The sequence below is a fragment of the Anaerobiospirillum sp. NML120511 genome (genome assembly GCF_023050955.1).
In the GTDB taxonomy this organism is placed as follows: domain Bacteria; phylum Pseudomonadota; class Gammaproteobacteria; order Enterobacterales; family Succinivibrionaceae; genus Anaerobiospirillum.
In genome coordinates, this window is sequence record NZ_JALKIK010000063.1 from 1 (window position 1) to 16,878 (window position 16,878).

Here is a 16,878-nt window from a genome sequence, read left to right on the forward strand (position 1 = left end):
TACGTACTACGTCCTCGAGGAACCCGTTGTAGGCCTTCTCGTAGGCTACATACTGAGGAGCCTCAGCAGTACCAGTATTTACGGCAACGAAGTTGCTCAGAGGGTTGGCCTGCTTGAACTCTTCAGTTGCGTCAGCGGCGTACTCAACAGTGCCGTTTGCAGCGGTAACCATGGCACCGGCAACATTGCCCAGCAGAGTCTCGGATACAGCGCCGGCCTCACCATAGGCAACAGCTGACCAGTTCTTGTCCTGAGCGGTATAACCGATAAGGAAGTCTCTCATTGGAGCAGAAGCTGCGGTAAAGGCAGTATCAACGCGCTTGGTATCCAGCTTGAGGTTGTAGCCGGTCTCCTCAAGAGCCTTACCGGCCTCGAGAGTGAAGTACATCAGACCATTGAGGGACTCAACACGGATGTCATCCTTACCGGTCTCACCCAGAACGGTGACGTTCTTGGCGCTGCCTGGAACAGCAGAATCTGGCTTACCATTAGTAGCAGCCTTGGCACCGGCAGTGAACAGGGTGATGTTGCGGCTCTTGAGGAAGTCCTCACCGGCCAGAACAATCTTACCCTGCTGGGCCTTCTTGCTGTCAGCGGAAGCTGGAGCATAGATCTGAGCAGTAGCGTCAGCAAACTCAATGGCACCGTTAACAGCACCATTACCCAAAGCCAGGATGGAACCATTTCCGATGTAGAGATCAGCCAGTTCATCACCTGATACAGATTTGTTGCTGTCAGCATCATAGCCATAGGCAAAGGCAGTGCTGCCCTCACGCAGAACAGCTACGGAATCATCAAGACGGTTCTGACCATCAAGGATGATACGGCCGCTCTTGTGCATGATCTTGCCGTCGATGTACATGACGTTGGCTACGCCATCCTTGGACAGAGAGTCGTCAGCATCCTGGTACTGAGCAACGAAGTTCTTAACAGTATCCAGGTTTACGGACTGACCAACACCAAGAGCAGCGTTCTGGCTGACAACTACGTCACCGCTGACAGTACCGGCATCGTTAGCATTGAGCAGGTTGAAAGTGCCTGCACCGAAAGCACCAACTGCAGCAATAGAGGTCTTCATGCCGTACTCAGGGTCTACACCCATGATGCCGCCATTGAGGTCAACCATCTTGGCGTAGAGATAGCCGGTAGAGCCGGACTCTACAACAGTCTTGCCGTCAGCAGCATATTCGTGCTCGGAACCAACACCAAGGTAGGACTGAGCTCCCAGCTTGATAGCGCCATCAACATTCAGAACAGCGTTATCGAGAACATCGACACCGTTGTCTACAGCCTTGGACACGTCAATGCCCAGCATGCTGCTTACAGTAGTAGTACCGTTCTTGAAGGTCAGGTTACCGTTAGTGCCTGATGCAGACATGAGCAGGAAGTTGTTATTGTTACCTGCAAAGATAGTCTCACCTGCAAAGCTGACCTTGATGCTTTGTGCGTTGACATTGCCCTTGAACTCAGACAGAGCCTGCTCATTGGACAGGGTCAGGCCGGTAGCGCTCTTGTAGCCTTCAACATTCAGAGTGGTGTCAGCAGAGGTCTTGATAGAACCAGCTGTTACGCCGCCCTTGACATTAAGGATGCCGGAAGCTACCTGAACTTCAGTATTGGTACCCTTAGCTGAGATCTTGGCAACATCTGTAGCTACGTTTGCTGAACCGCCAGAGATGAGCAGGGTGGTTCCACGGGACACGCCATCATTCAGGATAACCTCGCCAGCCTTACCACCGTTATTCAGACCTAACAGGCCGCTCTTATTAACGGTAATCTTAACTGCCTCGCCGGTACCCTTTTCATAGGCAAAAGCACCGCCCTTACAATTGTTGAGGGTGGCTACACCAACGGTTACTGAGCCGGCTTCTGTCTCGAGACGGCCGACATTTCCGTTAACGGTACCATCAACACCAGTGATAGTAGCATCCTTAAGGTCACCTACTACAAAGTCAGTGAAGTCCTTGAACTTGTTGAGCTCGGTAAATGCCAGAGTACCGCCGGAAGGGGTTACACCATCAATAGTGGCATTGCCAAGGGAGATAAAGCCGGTATCAATGGCTTCCTCTTTGCCAAGGAACTCTTTACGGATAGCTTTAAGCTGATCAAGAGTAAACTTGTCGCCGCTGTCAAAGCCCAGTTTCAGAGTACCAAAGTCCTCAAGTGTGATTGCTCCGCTCACCAGATCAAGAGCAGCACCGCTTTCCTTATCAAGTTTGTAGTTAACCTTAACAGTCTTACTATCAACTGAATTATCGATGGAAGCGATAGCGCCCATGGCCTCAGCACCAATGGTCAGAGAGGCATTAGCACCGATTACTTTAGCCTTATCAAGCTTTACACCAAAGCTCTGCAGAACTTCTGGCTTGCCGACAACGCCATTGGAGCCGCTTACAGCTGCTTCATATGGAGTGTGCTTGCCTTCGATGACAAAGTCGCCTTCAATGATAAGCTCGCCACCGGTCTTGGCAATCTCAGTAAAGGTAGCGGTTGATCCACTGTTTAAGGTGATTCCACCTGAAGCCTGAGTCAGCTTGTTGCCTGTTACTTGAGCAGCGATAACGTTATAGTTAGCATCTAAAAGTTCAGAGCCGATGTTGACCTGACCATCGACAACATCAAGAGAGGTCTTGTTGTTGCCCCACTTGCCAGTAACAAAGTCGACCTTGGCACCAGAATGGTTGAGCTTGAGGCTCATGTTGGTGTTGCCAGCTGTGGTTACTGAATAGTTGTTGCCATCAGCATCAGTACCAATGTCACCGAGCTGTAAGGAGGCGTTCTGACCAAGCTCAAGAACAGTGCCGTTCTTTTCGGTCAGCAGCTCTTCGGTAACAATATAGTTACCTGAACCGAGCTTGACTGGCTGAGCAGCGCCTGAGTTGTCAATGTTGTTAAGAGTAAGGCTTGTGGCCTTGATAACGCCGTGTTCACCAATATTAACGCTGTCAGCGCCAGTTATGGTAAGAGTATCGGCCTTTAAGGTAGCCAGACTGCCAGCAGCACCTGAGAAAATAAGCTTTCCTGCAGTGTCGCTTGTAGCAATCTTGCTCTTAGCTAACTCAACGTCACCATTGAGCTGTAAGGTACCGCCACCAGAGATGATGGTCTTGAAGTTTTCAGCTGTCAGATCACCAATCTGGGTGGCATCAGCAATCAGAGTGCCGTTCTTGTCAGCGGTTAAAGAGCCCTTGGTCAGGGTCAGGTTGTCAGCACCAAGAGCGCTGATGTCCAGTACTGCTTCCTGAGGGCTGGCAGAGGAAGCACCTACAGAAATAGTGCCGCTGGAGACGTTGAGCTTGGAACCGGCAGCAAAAGTAAGGCTGGCTACGCCATTCTGTGCACCAACTACTAACTTGCCTGATGTGGTAGCATTTTTAAGTTCAATTTCATTCTTAGCAGTCCAATTGCCATTAGCAACAGTTAAGGTACCGCCACTCTGAAGGGTCAGCTTATTGCCACTGATTGAGCCACCTGTGCCGTTGATCAGCATGCTCTTCTTGGCAGCAACCTTTTGCTCAGGGCTGAGAGTCTTGTCAGTATCGATAGCCTTGTACTTATCACTTGCTAAGATACTGTCCAGAGACTGTGCACCAAGAGTAATGCTGGTGTCAGTTCCGCCTGATACTACGGTATCAGCAAGAAGAGTAAGGCTGCTGTCAGCTTTAACTTTAGTCTTGGTCAGTGTTACTGCAGAGCCGGACTTAATGGTAAAGCCATCAGCCTCGACAGTCATCTTGGCAGCAAGGTCGCCACTGACAGTTACATTGCTGTTATTGGCCTTGAAGAAAGAGCCGTCCTTGATACCAATGGTTCCCTTGGCAGCATCAGCAGCAAACTTGATCTTGTTGTCAGCTGCAGTAAGGTCGACATCACCAGAGCCAATCTCAAAAGCACCACCGCTAAGAGTAATTGGCAGAGCACCAATTACGGTGGCAGCATGAGCAGCATCATCGGCATAGACGCCAGCTGAACCGGATACAGTGATACCCTTATTCTTGACATCTAACTTGGAGAGGTCCTTACCGAACTTGACCACACCGGCACCGGACACAACCATGTCGGTAGCCAGGTCAAGAGTACCGCCGTTGATGGTAAAGACCTTCTCAACTGCTGTATCACCGGACTTCCAGTTTCCATCGGCAAAAATCAGAGAAAGCTTGTTATCGCTTGCCTTTGTACTTTTGGTCTGAATTGTACCTGAGTCCATCTGGCCTTGAACAAGATTTACGGTAAAGAGTGCGCCGCTGCCGGATAAATTAGAATCAGCACCTGTAGATAAGGTACCACCACTGATCACGAGGTTAGCTGCGTCAACTTTCACCTGACCCAGATCGGCTGTCAGTGTATCGGCTGTACCGAGCTTACCGCCCGAAATCAGTTTGATAGTTGAGTAGTTGGACACGTCTTGGGTTTTTGCGCCATTAATGCCTGTTCCGGCTAATGAATAACCTGTCTGGGTAAAGTCGCCAAGTTCAACTGTACCGCTGGCACCAGCTTCAGTGCCGCCAATTGTAATTGCTCCAGCATTGAGCGCAGCAGTAACCTGAGCTCCACTGCCTTTCGTTGTCAGCTTGCCTTTAATAACTTCTACAGCTTTAATGTCTAAAGAAGCGCCTGAGCCATTAACTGCTGTGGAAATATCAAGAGTAGCATCGCCTTTAGTTGAGGTAATTTTAATAGTACCTTTGTCAGCTTTAACAGCAGCTCCTGAGGTACCATTTGCCTGAATAACATTTGATCCAGACTGAAGATCTAAAACAAACTCGTTAGAGTTTGTTGCATTTTTGCCTTTGATATCAAGGAAGTTTGTGGTATCAACAACCTCTACAGGGCCGTTTAGTTTAGCCCATTCAGCATCATCAATTTTTTTACCTTGTGTAACAGCCTGAGCCTGGCCGGCAGCCAGGGCTGAGGTCAGGATGACGGCAGTTGCTAGGCCCTTTACGTAGGCGTTCTTGTAGATTGCACGATATTGAGCCATCAGGAACTTGATGGCGTTGTTAGAAAGTTTCATCTGTTTCTTGAATTGTTTGAAGTGTGTCCTGTCCGGGCCCTGCGCAGGCGCTGCCTGGCAGGTCTGGACCGCTTCACTTCGGGAACGGTCCGGCGCCGGCTGTGGGCGTGCTCTTGATTGAGCATGGCTGTGCAGTCGGCGTTTTGATTTTTGTTGGGGAGGTTCGAGGTTTATTCCTGAAGAACCTTACTGGATATGATGGTCAAGGCCGGTGTACTGGAGGCGTATGACCATTTGGCTGTTGCAAGGGCTCTCACGGGTACCAGATTGCTTTTTTAGTGATATGAAATGGCATAAAGATGCCAGAGGCGTAGTCAGTTCAGGAGGTTGCCTGCTCAGTTTGTGGCCATACTCTGGACGCAATAAGGGACGTAGAAAAATCCTTTTTGTGTCTTGGGATGGTCTGATATGAGAGGCTTTCAGTCTTGTTTGAATGGTCTTATAACATCTTTTGTAAAGCGTACCATTGGGCGCACCTGTTTGTTTCCGCAAAATGTGGCCGCACGCGCTGCATGGCAGTGCATGGCAGCCGTGGTGTTCGGTTTATCTTGCAGATGGGATGTTATTTAGGGGCTCGTGCCTGTTGATGTGGGCATGAGTATGTTTGTTGACCGATCGGGCACAGTTATGCTCAACAGCTGTTGCAGCTGCTGGTATTTATGCCTGATTTAAGACTGGAACTGACTAAAGGAAGGGGATGGTACCGAGTTTGGGAAACTCTGTGAGATTGTACTGAAAGTCATTTGGAATGGCTTTGCAGCACGTTGATGTCGGGGAGACATCTTACAACTGCCGGGGATGGCAAAGGGATACAGATACTTAGAGACTTGGCTCTGAGCTTTCTGTTTGATTCCTGTTTGCCCCCGTGTATCCAGGACGGAAAGAAAGGGACAGAACATTAACGCAAACACCCGATATTGCCAGAATAGCGCATATCGAATGCATACGCGTATTCAGGAACGGCCGCAGACATGTGAGGGTGCTCAAAAAAGATAAATTTAAAAAGCATATCTTTGCAAAAGCGTAAGGCGAACTGAAAAATACTTTTGCGTAGACACGGTCTTTACATGGTACATGTTTCGTGTTTTTGTTACCACTTCACTTCGTTTTATCCTGTGGAAGTGGTTTTGGGGCCCTTTTGAGCCTGTCTTTGGCCATGATTGTGGGCATTGCCGGGCTGGATCTGGTTTCTGATTGTGTGGCTATGGGCGGTGGATGGCGCTGGTTCCTGGCCTTGTGATGTTGGGTGGTTAGAGCTCCATGTCGGTTACGAAGAGGCGTATGGCATTGCCGGTGGCGTCGTCTATCTCTACCGCGTTGAAGTCCATAAAGGTGTCAGGCTCTGACGGAAAGACAAAGACCTTGCTCTCTGAGGCAGTGCAGAGCAGGCGCCATGGCTCAGAGATTGGGATGAGCCTGTCTCTGTCTTCGTTCTTGAAGAAGGCAATGAAGTCTTTGACATTGTCACGTGGTACCTTGATGCCAGCGGTAATCATTTTAGGTATGTCGTAATCCCACCAGTTGATTTCCAGCAGGTCGCTGATAACCTCGTCAGGGAAGCGGTATTTGAGAATGCGCTGAGAGCTGTGCTCTCCACCACCTACCACTATGGCATAAGGTGGTACGTCCTTTGTGACCACAGTATTGGTGCCTATTACGGCTCCATGGCCAATGGTGACTGAGGACGGTATACGGACGTGGGCACCGATCCAGACATCGTGGCCAATATGTACCTGATTGCTGATGCCGCTGTTGGCCAGAACCAGGGGATGCTGCTCAGGGATTTTCCTGAGTGCCCCATGAAAAAGACATTGAAGTAAAAGGCAGGTGAGGTAGTAGGATGAGTGTAATCATGCTTGCCCATGGCAAGGTCTGCCCCATGGCCAATAGAGCAGTAGCGTCCTATGGTGGTAGCCATGGCTACTGAGTTGCGCTCCATGTAGGAATAGGCATCAATCTGCAGGCGGAAAGCTGTTACACCCTCACCCAGAAAGGCTGGACTGCGGAATCTGAGATTACGGGCCAGCTTTACATCCCTGTGAATCATCAGGTTCATTTGCGCAATGCGGGCACGGACACTCTCTTCAAGAGTAGCAGCCTTAATTCTTTCTATCGACATGCAAATTCCTTATTCATTGGGGATTTAGATCAGCGGGTTGACAGTTCAGGCACGTGGACCGTTGCCCTGGGCACAGACGGCAGTCTGCCACTTACAGGGACAGCGATAGTGGCTGCGGCAAATCTGTACGAGACGGCAGCACTGTCGAGGCTTCTGCAAAACCAAATGTCTGATACTTTCTAAAATATTTAAGCAGACTGAGATGCTACAGCTCAGATCAGCCATCTAAATCCGGTATCTCAGGCAGACCAGCTCAGTTACATTCACTCAATTATGGGATATGCAGGGACGAGCCTGGCTTTGCCGGGAATGCCCGTGGGTACTTCACGATCTGGAGTTAACCGTGTCCGCACCTGGTTATGATTTACTTGTCTGACAACTGTATGGCCATCAAGCATTTCATAACAACTCTGCAAAACATGTCATTCTATGGCATTTCATGGCACAGCCATATCCGGACATATAGTGTTCTAATATACTTTGTAAAGCGAAACGTTTGACGATATAAGCCCGGCACATCATCCATGCATGTTTTATGCTTTGGTTGTGAGCTTCGTTGGGCACTGCCATAGTTGGACATCCTTGCATCATGGCTCATAGCCTGGTCACCAGTGTGAACAGGCGCATTATGCATAAGCTGTAGCGTCTGCATCAGCATCATCACGGGCACCAGACATCATCCTGAATGTCATAACGCTCACCATAGAGGCCCAGAGCCCGTCTCTGGAGCAGAGCTCCCCTCTGGAAAGCCTCATACTCATACCAATACTCACGCTCAATATCACTTCACTCAGATGCTCTCTACATCACTCAGTGCATCAGTCACCTGCCAGCCAACTCACTCATACATTCACTCGCTCACTTACGAATTGAGTAAGAAGGCAAGCATGGCAATCAATCGAGGAGCGGTCAATTGAGCAGGTTAGCCTGTCAGCAGGCCAATCAATCAGTCACTCAGTCGGTCATTCAATAAGGCCGGCTATAACTCCTCTGTGCAGGTCGATCCAGAAATCTCTTTAGTTACCTGGCTGAACCTGTCATTCGCTAAAAATCACGTGCAAATTAACTGACCGGCATGCAGACAGGCAATCAATCAATCAATCAATCAGTCAGTCAGGACTTGCCCTTGCTCTGTTACTTGTATGACAGCATGAGCCATGACCAGCCATTTAGCTCAAAGCACTGCACTTGTCCGCGTCTTGCCGCAGGTATGCCCGTAAGGCATACCCCTGCCTTACTTACCTCAGCCGGGTGTGTACTCACCATGCTGGTTCTGAAATTGCCAGGCTGGGCCTTGCGTTACTGCCGTGACAGGACACTGCCTGACCAGTCCATCATGTTCAGACAGTGGGCGGCTGGCAGCTACTGTACTGGGGCTGCCCAGATCCAGTGGACGTGCTGAGCAGCCTTATTGGGCTGCACATTCAGGCTCGTCAGAGCCCTTAATGACGGGATGGGCATATGCCGCAACCTGAGTGGCAGAGATAGTCCTTACTGTCCTTATGGAGGTATGGACCTGCCTGACATGCTGTCCCTCCGGCCAGCTGGCCGGGGTGGATGAGGAGATCTGATAAATGTGGTGGACTGGAGCGCAAAAGGGGCTGCCCGCAGGCAGCCCCTTTTGGTCCTTTGGGGCCCGGTCATGGGACCGGACCGTTCAGGCCGTGTGCTTTGCTGTGTGGCCTTACCACCACTTTGGCTTGGTCAGGGCATCAGCGTAGAGCTTTTCATACTTGATGCAGGAGTCGGCCCAGCTGAAGCGTACCTTCATGGCATTGCGACGGATGCGGTCCATCTCAACAGGATCCTCAAGGTAGAAGATCAGGGTACGGCGCAGGCAGCTGAGCAGCTCTTCGGAATTAGGGTCCCAGAAGATAAAGCCGTTGCCCTTTTCAGGATCGTTGTCATAGCTGGTTACAGTGTCACGCAGACCACCTACACCACGAACAATAGGGATAGTTCCGTAGGCAAGGGAGTACATCTGATTGAGGCCGCATGGCTCGAATACTGATGGCATGAGGAAGAAGTCAGATGCTGCTTCAATCTTGTGAGCAAGGGCATTGTCGTATACAGAGCGGAATACCATCTTGTCAGGGTGGCGGGCAGCAATTTCGTGCATCTGACGCTCAAAGTTAGGATCACCTGTACCCTCGATAACAATCTGGACACGGTGTCTTAAGAACTCCTCAAGGATAGGCATGAGAATACCTACACCCTTCTGGTCGGTAAGACGGGCCACCATGCCGTACATAGGATCGTCACCCATTGGCAGACCAAGCTCCTTTTGCAGCAGGTACTTGCCCAGGATCTTCTCCTCAAGGGTATCAAGGTCATAGCGTATGTTCAGATGTTTGTCAGTTGCAGGGTCCCAGTCACTGTAATCACAGCCATTGATGATACCTACCAGATCAGCTGCACGGTTGAGGAAGTTCTGGGTCATACCGTGACCACCAAGGTAGGTGGTCAGCTCGGTGGCATAGCCAGGCGATACTGTAGTGATCTTGTCAGCGTAGAATACGCCGCACTTTAAGAAGTTGATGTAGGTGCCCTGGGAAATCATGTCGTTGTAGACCTGACAGATTTCAGGAACGAGGTAGATCTGACCACGGTCGAAGACACCCTGGAAAGCACCATTGTGCACGGTGATGATAGAGCGGGTGAGATCAAAGAACTTGTCGCCGCCGTATTTGATACGCAGGATCATTGGGGTCAGACCGGCATGCCAGTCGTTACAGTGAACAATGTCCGGCTTGAAGTCCATGGTCTTGGTGGCATCAAGAGAGGCGGCGGCCAGGAATGCATAGCGTTCGCCATTGTCCCAGTAGGCCTGGTTGTTGTCGCCGTAGATGGAAGTGCGGTCAAAGTAGCGTGGGCAGTCGAGCAGCCATACCTCCAGACCGTCACCAATGGTGGTAGAGCGGATCTGGTAGTCAATCTGTCGATCAGTGCCCTTGTTCAGGGAGGATTTGCCAATGACAGGGAAGTTCTCGACACCCTTGATCAGGCTGTAGCATGGCATGATGACACGGACTTTGTGCCCATTGCTCTTAAGCTGTGCTGGCAGAGCCTTAGCTACATCAGCCAGTCCACCAGTCTTAATAACGTCTGCAACTTCTGATGAGATAAATATGATGTTCAAAAAGTCACCTTCCTTGTAATTTCTGCATAAGGAGGCTAATAAAAGCCTGTCATCAACAGCCGGGCTGTTCATCAGGAACAGTCATGGGACAGTCCTGCGTTGACCTTTGTCTGTTTGCCCGGGCACACAGTGCCCTGAAAAATCTGTTATCGTGCCCATTATATCAGTACCTATGTCCTGATAATTCTTTTTGATGGTTCTGGGCACATAATTGCGTCACAGCCGGCAACTGCTCAGCTGCCCTCATGGCAGCAGCTGCAGCCGGCAACGGCGCAATACCTGACGCTCGTGCACAGGTTCAAATCACGCCGCATGATCACATGCATGTGCACAGGCACATGCGCTCAGGTGCAAAAGCAAGAGCAACTGCACAGTGTCAGCAGGCTGTGCCATTGCCAGCAGCTGCAATACAGATAGCTGCTGAGCATGTTACGAGGCTGCATTACGAAAGACCTGTGCAGCATGGCCTGCGTGGCATGACCTGCGCCTGTATTCAGGCTGGATGCCCTGCCATGGGCTGGGCAGCAGCTGCATTGCAGCTGGCTGCTGAGCATGACCTGAAACTACATTCCGTAAGGAGGTTGCAGCATTGCCAGCAACGCTACAGCTTTCTGATGTGGTATAGCCTGCAGCTGTATAGCCTGTGGTCGCTGTGCCAGGGACTGCTGCGATACGCAGTATGGTTGCCCTGTCATTACCATTACCTGTAGTCATGACGGCTGCTGTTTCCAGGTAAGGGCACAGAGCAGTTTGGCTGTTTAATCTGACTGCACTGGTTTTTCTGGACTGCAGTGGTCCGGCCGGCCTGGGCTCAGGCTGTAGCTTATGCACAGCTGGATGGCATTCCATGGCTGAGCCACAGGCTAACCACATGCTGGTCTGGTGTTGCCGCTGTCGCTGCCACTGGGGCTGAGGTACAGGGGACCCGGCCGGACCTCCATGCCTGTGGCCAGGCCGCCAGGCTGCCTGCATGGCCGGCAGCCTTGCTGGCCTGGTGTTAGTTAAAGCCCAGCTTCATGCCTTTAGGGATGACGATAATGCCACCTGATGAGATGCCTACACCGCCATTGTCATCAGGGTCGATAAGCTTGCGGTCAGCCTCAGGGTCGTAGCCCAGAGTAAAGCCCGGAGCCAGCTCCACACCACGATCAATGATGGCGCGACGGATACGGCATCCCTCACCAATCTTTACATCACCAATAAATACCGACTCCTCAACATCAGCACCGTCCAGTACCTCACAGCGGAAGCCCAGAACACTCTTGCTGATGCGGGCACCCTCAAGATTACAGCCTGCAGAAATCAGTGACTGGGAGACCAGAGACTGGTTGTGAGCAGTATCAGAGAAGTGTGCCGGTGGAAGTGGAGGGTAGAAAGTATGCAGGGCCCACTTGACGTTCATAAGGGAGAAAGGAGCGTTGTCCTTGAGCAGATCCATATGGGCATCCCAGTAGGCATCAATGCTTCCAACATCTCGCCAGTAAACCTCCTTTGGCTCACCGTCGATGACGTTGTTGGACAGGTCATAGACAAAGACATTACCTCTTGGGAACAGCTTTGGAATGATGTCCTTGCCAAAGTCATGGGAGGAGGTCTGGTCCTCGGCATCTACTCTTAACTCGTTGGCCAGTACCGGAGTACGGAAAATGTAATTACCCATCGATACGAGGCAGTAACCAGGATCGCCAGGAATCTCCTTTGGTACGGCAGGCTTTTCCTCAAAGCCAATCATACGGCCACTCTGGTCAACCTCAATCACACCGAAATTGCCGGCACAGTCAGCTGCAGGTAATCTGATGGCTGATACGGTCAAATCTGCCTTATTGGCAGAGTGGTAGTTAAGCATCTGACGGATATCCATCTTGTAGATATGGTCAGAGCCGAAGACACAGACATTGTCCGGGTACTGATCTTCAATGAAGGTCAGATTCTGATAGATAGCGTCGGCTGTACCCTGGTACCATTCCTTGCCGGTACGCATCTGGGCCGGAATAGGGTCAATAAAGCAGCCTGGAATACCGGAAACTGTCCAGCCGTTTTTCAGGTGCATGTACAGAGACTGAGACTTGTACTGGGTGATAACAAACAGACGCAGAATGCCTGAGTTAACGAAGTTGTTCAGTACAAAGTCGATAAGTCGGTAGCTTCCGCCAAAAGGTACAGCAGGTTTGGAGCGTGGCTTGGTAAGAGGCATCAGACGGGTGCCCTCGCCACCTGCAAGTATCATTGCCATTACACCGGACATAACAATCCTCCAGAGTAGTACTCAAAAATGACGGTCTTACTGCCGGACAGTCAGTACTGCTGAACACAGACAGTCAGCACTGCAGTACAGATACAGGACACTTTCCGAAGAACACAGAAAGATGCAGAAAGACTGATCAGGACGCACAGCGTCATAACATCCATGACAGTGAACATACGCACTGCCATGCGGCCATCTGATAGGATAAGAAAAAATGCCCACAGCAAATATGATACAGGGCTCACTTTTGCAATTAAGCGGTACCCTCACAGGCCACATAGCCCCGAAAGTGGGGGCTGCATCTCAATTTGCAACTTTTGTTATCCCATCACCCCTCAGCTCCGTCTGTACTGCCCACAGCTCATCGGTATTACTGATGTCTAACTCTACAGACGAGGACTATGCCCAGGTCATGGCAAACAGCCATGACCATGGCAATTGCCATGGCTATGCAAATGGCAGATGACTGTGGTTATGCCAGTGCCCATGCCCATGCCAATGGCAATGGCAGTGCCATGCTCCATACCAATACCAGTGCCTGAGGTTATGGCTGAGGGCAATAGCAATGGCTGCGATTACGACTATGGTTATGGCTGTCGCCCTGGCTATGGCGGATGGCAATGACAGGGACTGGGGCTGTCCCACCAGTCAAAAGAAATGTCTAATTTCTCTGGCTACGATTACGGCCAGTGCTTTGACCTGCAGGCCGGCTGGCCTGCAGGTTATAGGTGAATAGGCAGGCTGGTTATGGCCGCTGAGGTGGGATGTGCTTTGAGATCAGGGTGAACGATGAGGCAGGTACAGGTCCGGGAGCTTGTGGGGCCTCAAGATGGGGATTAAAGAGACAGGGCTGATCTGGTGGTTTATCTGAAAGTACAAGATCAGGTATGATAGAGGGTTATTTTCGGTATTATCCGGGTGTTTCTGCCGTCTGGCATTCACATCTGAAGTAGAGACTGCAGCGTTTTATGACGCTGCTGCACTGCATCTGGAGCCGTGACGGCCTGTATCAGACGGGCCGGCCAGCCTTATTTTTCCGGGATTTTTTTGCTATGAAGAAGTCTATGCTGACTGCCGCTTTAATGGTACCGGCAGCCTTAATGCTCAACGCCTGTCAGGAAGTCTCCTTTGACTCAAACCTCAATCCTCAGAACTTTGTGGAATATGCCAAGCCTTCCCGTGTTGAGGTTTATACCAATGAGAGCATTCTGGAGCATAAGTACCGCTCCCTGGGCCTGGTAACCGGTCTTGCCTGTCAGGAAGATCCTGATGACTTCATTGCCCGTGAAAGCGAAGCCCGCACTGATGCCCGTATTCAGGCAGCTGATATGGGGGCAAACGGTATTATCTTCAACAAGTGCATCCGCCTTGAAAAGACTCAGGCATGTTACGTATCCGTAACCTGCTATGCCGAGGCTCTGCAGGTAGCCAATGCCAAGGGTGAAATGCCAAAGCGTCCAGCCCCGGTGAAAGCAGAAGAGCCAGCCCCGGCAGCCACCCCTGATGCTGGCCAGCAGACCCCGCCAGCCGGTGCTTTCATCCCATCAGGTGAAAGCGAGCCAATCGGCGGCCCTGCTGCAGCATACACTGCCCCGGCAGCAAAGCAGGCCTCTGATGCTGCTCAGCCAGCCAGAAAGGCCGCTCAGGCTGCAAAGAACGCTCAAACTGCATCAGCAGCCCCGGCTCAGGAGGCTGTCCAGAGTGCTCCTCCTGTCCAGCAGGAACGCTTCATCCGTAAGCCTGCATGGGACCGTACCCCGGTTGAGCCAGAGCCTCAGCCACAAAGAGAACGCTTTGGCCGCCGCATCGAGAAGATTGAGCTCTAAGCTCATCCTGGATACCTCAAAGTCATAGTCATGGGCAGACAGGCAAGGCAGACCTGCCCTGCAGCCAGCCTGCAGTCTGCCTGCTGCGCTCAGCAGCAGCTCAGGCTGACCCGACAGGGTGGAGCAATTAACAGCATGCGCGAGTGCAGGTACGTATGAGTGCCGGCAAGCAGGCATTAATGCCTTCCCAGGGCTGACTTGACTGTCATGCCCTGATATCAGCTGGCCACAGCTGATATCAGGGCACAGATTTTTTGTTCCAGCCCCTCCATGGGGCTGTCAGGGCTCCGGTCTTTACAGGATCGGGGCCCTTTGCGTCATTGAGGGCAACATTTTCCTTATGGAAAGTTCATTTAACATTGAACCGGTGGGCATTATCAGGACTCCTTACGGTCAGAAGTTTGCCGTTCCCCGTCAGCCGGGCCTTGCCCGCAAGGCACACTGCGAAATTGAGCTGCTTCCCCCATACAGTGATCCTCAGGCAGTAACCGGCCTTGAGGGCTTCAGCCACATCCATGTGATCTTTGTATTTGACCGCATACAGGTAGACCGTTTCCGTCCCATGATCAGACCCCCACGCCTTGGTGGTAATACCAGAGTAGGTGTCTTTGCCTCACGCTCTCCTTTCAGACCAAGCCGTCTTGGTCTTTCCGTACTGGAGCTTGACCATATTGAAAACCGCAAAGGACGTACGGTACTGCATGTACTGGGTGCAGACATGGTAGATGGCACCCCGGTGCTCGACATCAAACCCTATATCCCATTTGTTGATGCCATAGCCGATGCCCGCAGCGGCTTTGCCCCTGAGCCCCCTGAGCTCAAAGACGTGGTCTTTACCCCACAGGCAGAGTTACGTGCAACCTCCCTCAACCTCGACCGTGAGCTGCTGGTAGAGATACTCTCCCAGGACCCGCGTCCTGCCTACAAGGGGGAGACTGACAGCAAGGAATACTTTGCCCTGCTGCTGGGCCACAACATCAAATTCTGCGTCACCGACAACACCGTAACCGTCCTGGACATCCTCCCTCCGGAAACGGCCACCGAACACCTCTAATGCAAAAAGCTGCAAAGCCTGCAAAAACCTGCAGGCACAGCCATGTCAGGCCATGTCAAGGCTCCATAGATCAGCCTTTTCTTGCTCAACACGGATACGTCATGGCTCAGCAGGGGAAGTGCATGGGCATGGGCCTGGGTATGGGCCTGGGTATGGGCAGGGCACCGTTATGCAGGTACATGAGTACAGCCCATCAGTGCCTGCTGTGGCAGGGCAATGCATAGCAGTCAATGGCAGTGAAGTCGCAGCATTTTAGTGCAGTGCATGGCAGTGCGTGGCCTGATCCTGCTCCTGCAGCGTGATGTTCTTCCTTGGGCATTGAGCCTCTTCAGTCGCCATACTTGCATTGTTGTCAGACAAGTGCTATTTCATAGTCTTGCAGCAAAAGTCAGGCATCAGCTGCCAGGCAAGTGAAATGTAAATGTAAGACTTTGCTATGAGCAGTGACACAATCAGGCTGTAAACGTCCTCATTCGGAGGATTGCTAAAGGCAATGAGTTCAAAGCTGTTCTCAAAGTCCAAAGCAACATGCCCTATAGCTATGCCCTGTGGCGTACTGTTCAATGTCAGAAGTGACCTGAGCCCTGGGCTCCTCCCCGTCTTATACGGGCATAGAAATACGGTATTACGAGGCTTCAAAATTAATAGACAGGCTCATTTCATATGACTGCACATGATACTCAGTGCTCACTTCCTGACTGTAGAAGGCAGGTGCTGGTGATACTAAATCAGCCTGACTTGGTGTAAAGTAACTGCTGGACATGGCTTTACCTCATTTGTTGTATGAATATTCTTGCATATGCAAGATTCAGGTAAATAAGCCATGTCTTTCTGTTTTATTAGGAGTGCTCCTTAGCAGGATGGATCACATCCTGCTCTCTGAAGTCTTAGTAAGCAATAAGTGCCCGTCGGCACAGAGGCTTTAGACTGAGCCATTTCATGCTGCTGCACAAAGCTGAGCCGCGCCTGCAGCTACCCACATCTGAACGTACCATTCTGTCTCAGTCCATCCAAAAGCACAGGCCCTTTGCCCTGCCCTTGCCCTTGTTCTTGCCTTTGCCAATACCCATGATCTGAGCCGATCTGTGGTCAAAGCCATGGCAAAGTACTGCACCACCATTTACCCTGCCTGAGTTGAGCTCAATTGGCTGTTTAGGGTGCTACCAGGTACCCTGCCAAGTTGTGGTCCAATTCCGCCATGTACCTTAACGACATGGCTTTACCGTCACCACCTCAACCTTCATCAACAGCATAGCAATCATTAGCAGCATCGCAATCATCACCACCTGCGCCTTATCAGTCCTAAGTGCAGGCTGAATCTCATACTCTTCCTGCTACCGTTCATAATCATCATTAGGGGAAACACACGCCTTGATCCAGATCACATAAATCATGCTGACTCGGCAAAGCATAAATCAGACCTGTTAAAAATCTGTTCAAGTTTAAATGAGCTGCATTGTGCTAAAGGTTTAAGCTCATAA

General features: G+C 51.1%; 7 protein-coding genes. 2 read left to right on the forward strand and 5 right to left on the reverse strand.

Annotated elements, in window-relative coordinates; genetic code table 11:
• The 5 genes from MXE39_RS12010 to glgC all read right to left on the reverse strand — a co-directional run.
• Positions 1 to 5,014, reverse strand: a 5,014-nt coding sequence (locus MXE39_RS12010; protein WP_246978969.1) for a hypothetical protein, incomplete at its 3' end; no start/stop codon positions are given.
• A gap of 1,250 nt (positions 5,015 to 6,264) precedes the next feature.
• Positions 6,265 to 6,654, reverse strand: coding sequence for a hypothetical protein (locus tag MXE39_RS12015; protein WP_246978968.1), 390 nt, complete (start codon positions 6,652 to 6,654; stop codon positions 6,265 to 6,267).
• 14 nt (positions 6,655 to 6,668) lie between these two features.
• Entirely contained in the window at positions 6,669 to 7,133 is a 465-nt protein-coding gene (locus tag MXE39_RS12020) for a hypothetical protein (protein WP_246978967.1), read from the reverse strand.
• A 1,684-nt stretch (positions 7,134 to 8,817) separates the two neighbouring features.
• Positions 8,818 to 10,272: a glycogen synthase GlgA gene (gene glgA / locus MXE39_RS12025; RefSeq protein ID WP_246978966.1), complete on the reverse strand. Its 1,455-nt coding sequence runs from the start codon at positions 10,270 to 10,272 to the stop codon at positions 8,818 to 8,820.
• A 997-nt stretch (positions 10,273 to 11,269) separates the two neighbouring features.
• A complete protein-coding gene (gene glgC / locus MXE39_RS12030) occupies positions 11,270 to 12,517 on the reverse strand; it encodes a glucose-1-phosphate adenylyltransferase (RefSeq protein WP_246978965.1) in 1,248 nt (415 codons plus the stop codon).
• A gap of 1,052 nt (positions 12,518 to 13,569) precedes the next feature.
• On the opposite strand from glgC, the gene rcsF reads away from it, so the two are divergent.
• Entirely contained in the window at positions 13,570 to 14,343 is a 774-nt protein-coding gene (rcsF, locus tag MXE39_RS12035; RefSeq protein ID WP_246978964.1) for an Rcs stress response system protein RcsF, read from the forward strand.
• 340 nt (positions 14,344 to 14,683) lie between these two features.
• Positions 14,684 to 15,397, forward strand: a complete 714-nt coding sequence (gene tsaA, locus MXE39_RS12040; protein ID WP_246978963.1) for a tRNA (N6-threonylcarbamoyladenosine(37)-N6)-methyltransferase TrmO — start codon at positions 14,684 to 14,686, stop codon at positions 15,395 to 15,397.
• Positions 15,398 to 16,878 lie beyond the last annotated feature (1,481 nt).

Bases quoted from the DNA above. Each gene is read 5' to 3' on its own strand.
- MXE39_RS12020 (WP_246978967.1), bottom strand. From the start codon at position 7,133: ATGTCGATAGAAAGAATTAAGGCTGCTACTCTTGAAGAGAGTGTCCGT.
- glgC (WP_246978965.1), bottom strand. From the start codon at position 12,517: ATGTCCGGTGTAATGGCAATGATACTTGCAGGTGGCGAGGGCACCCGT.
- rcsF (WP_246978964.1), top strand. From the start codon at position 13,570: ATGAAGAAGTCTATGCTGACTGCCGCTTTAATGGTACCGGCAGCCTTA.
- tsaA (WP_246978963.1), top strand. From the start codon at position 14,684: ATGGAAAGTTCATTTAACATTGAACCGGTGGGCATTATCAGGACTCCT.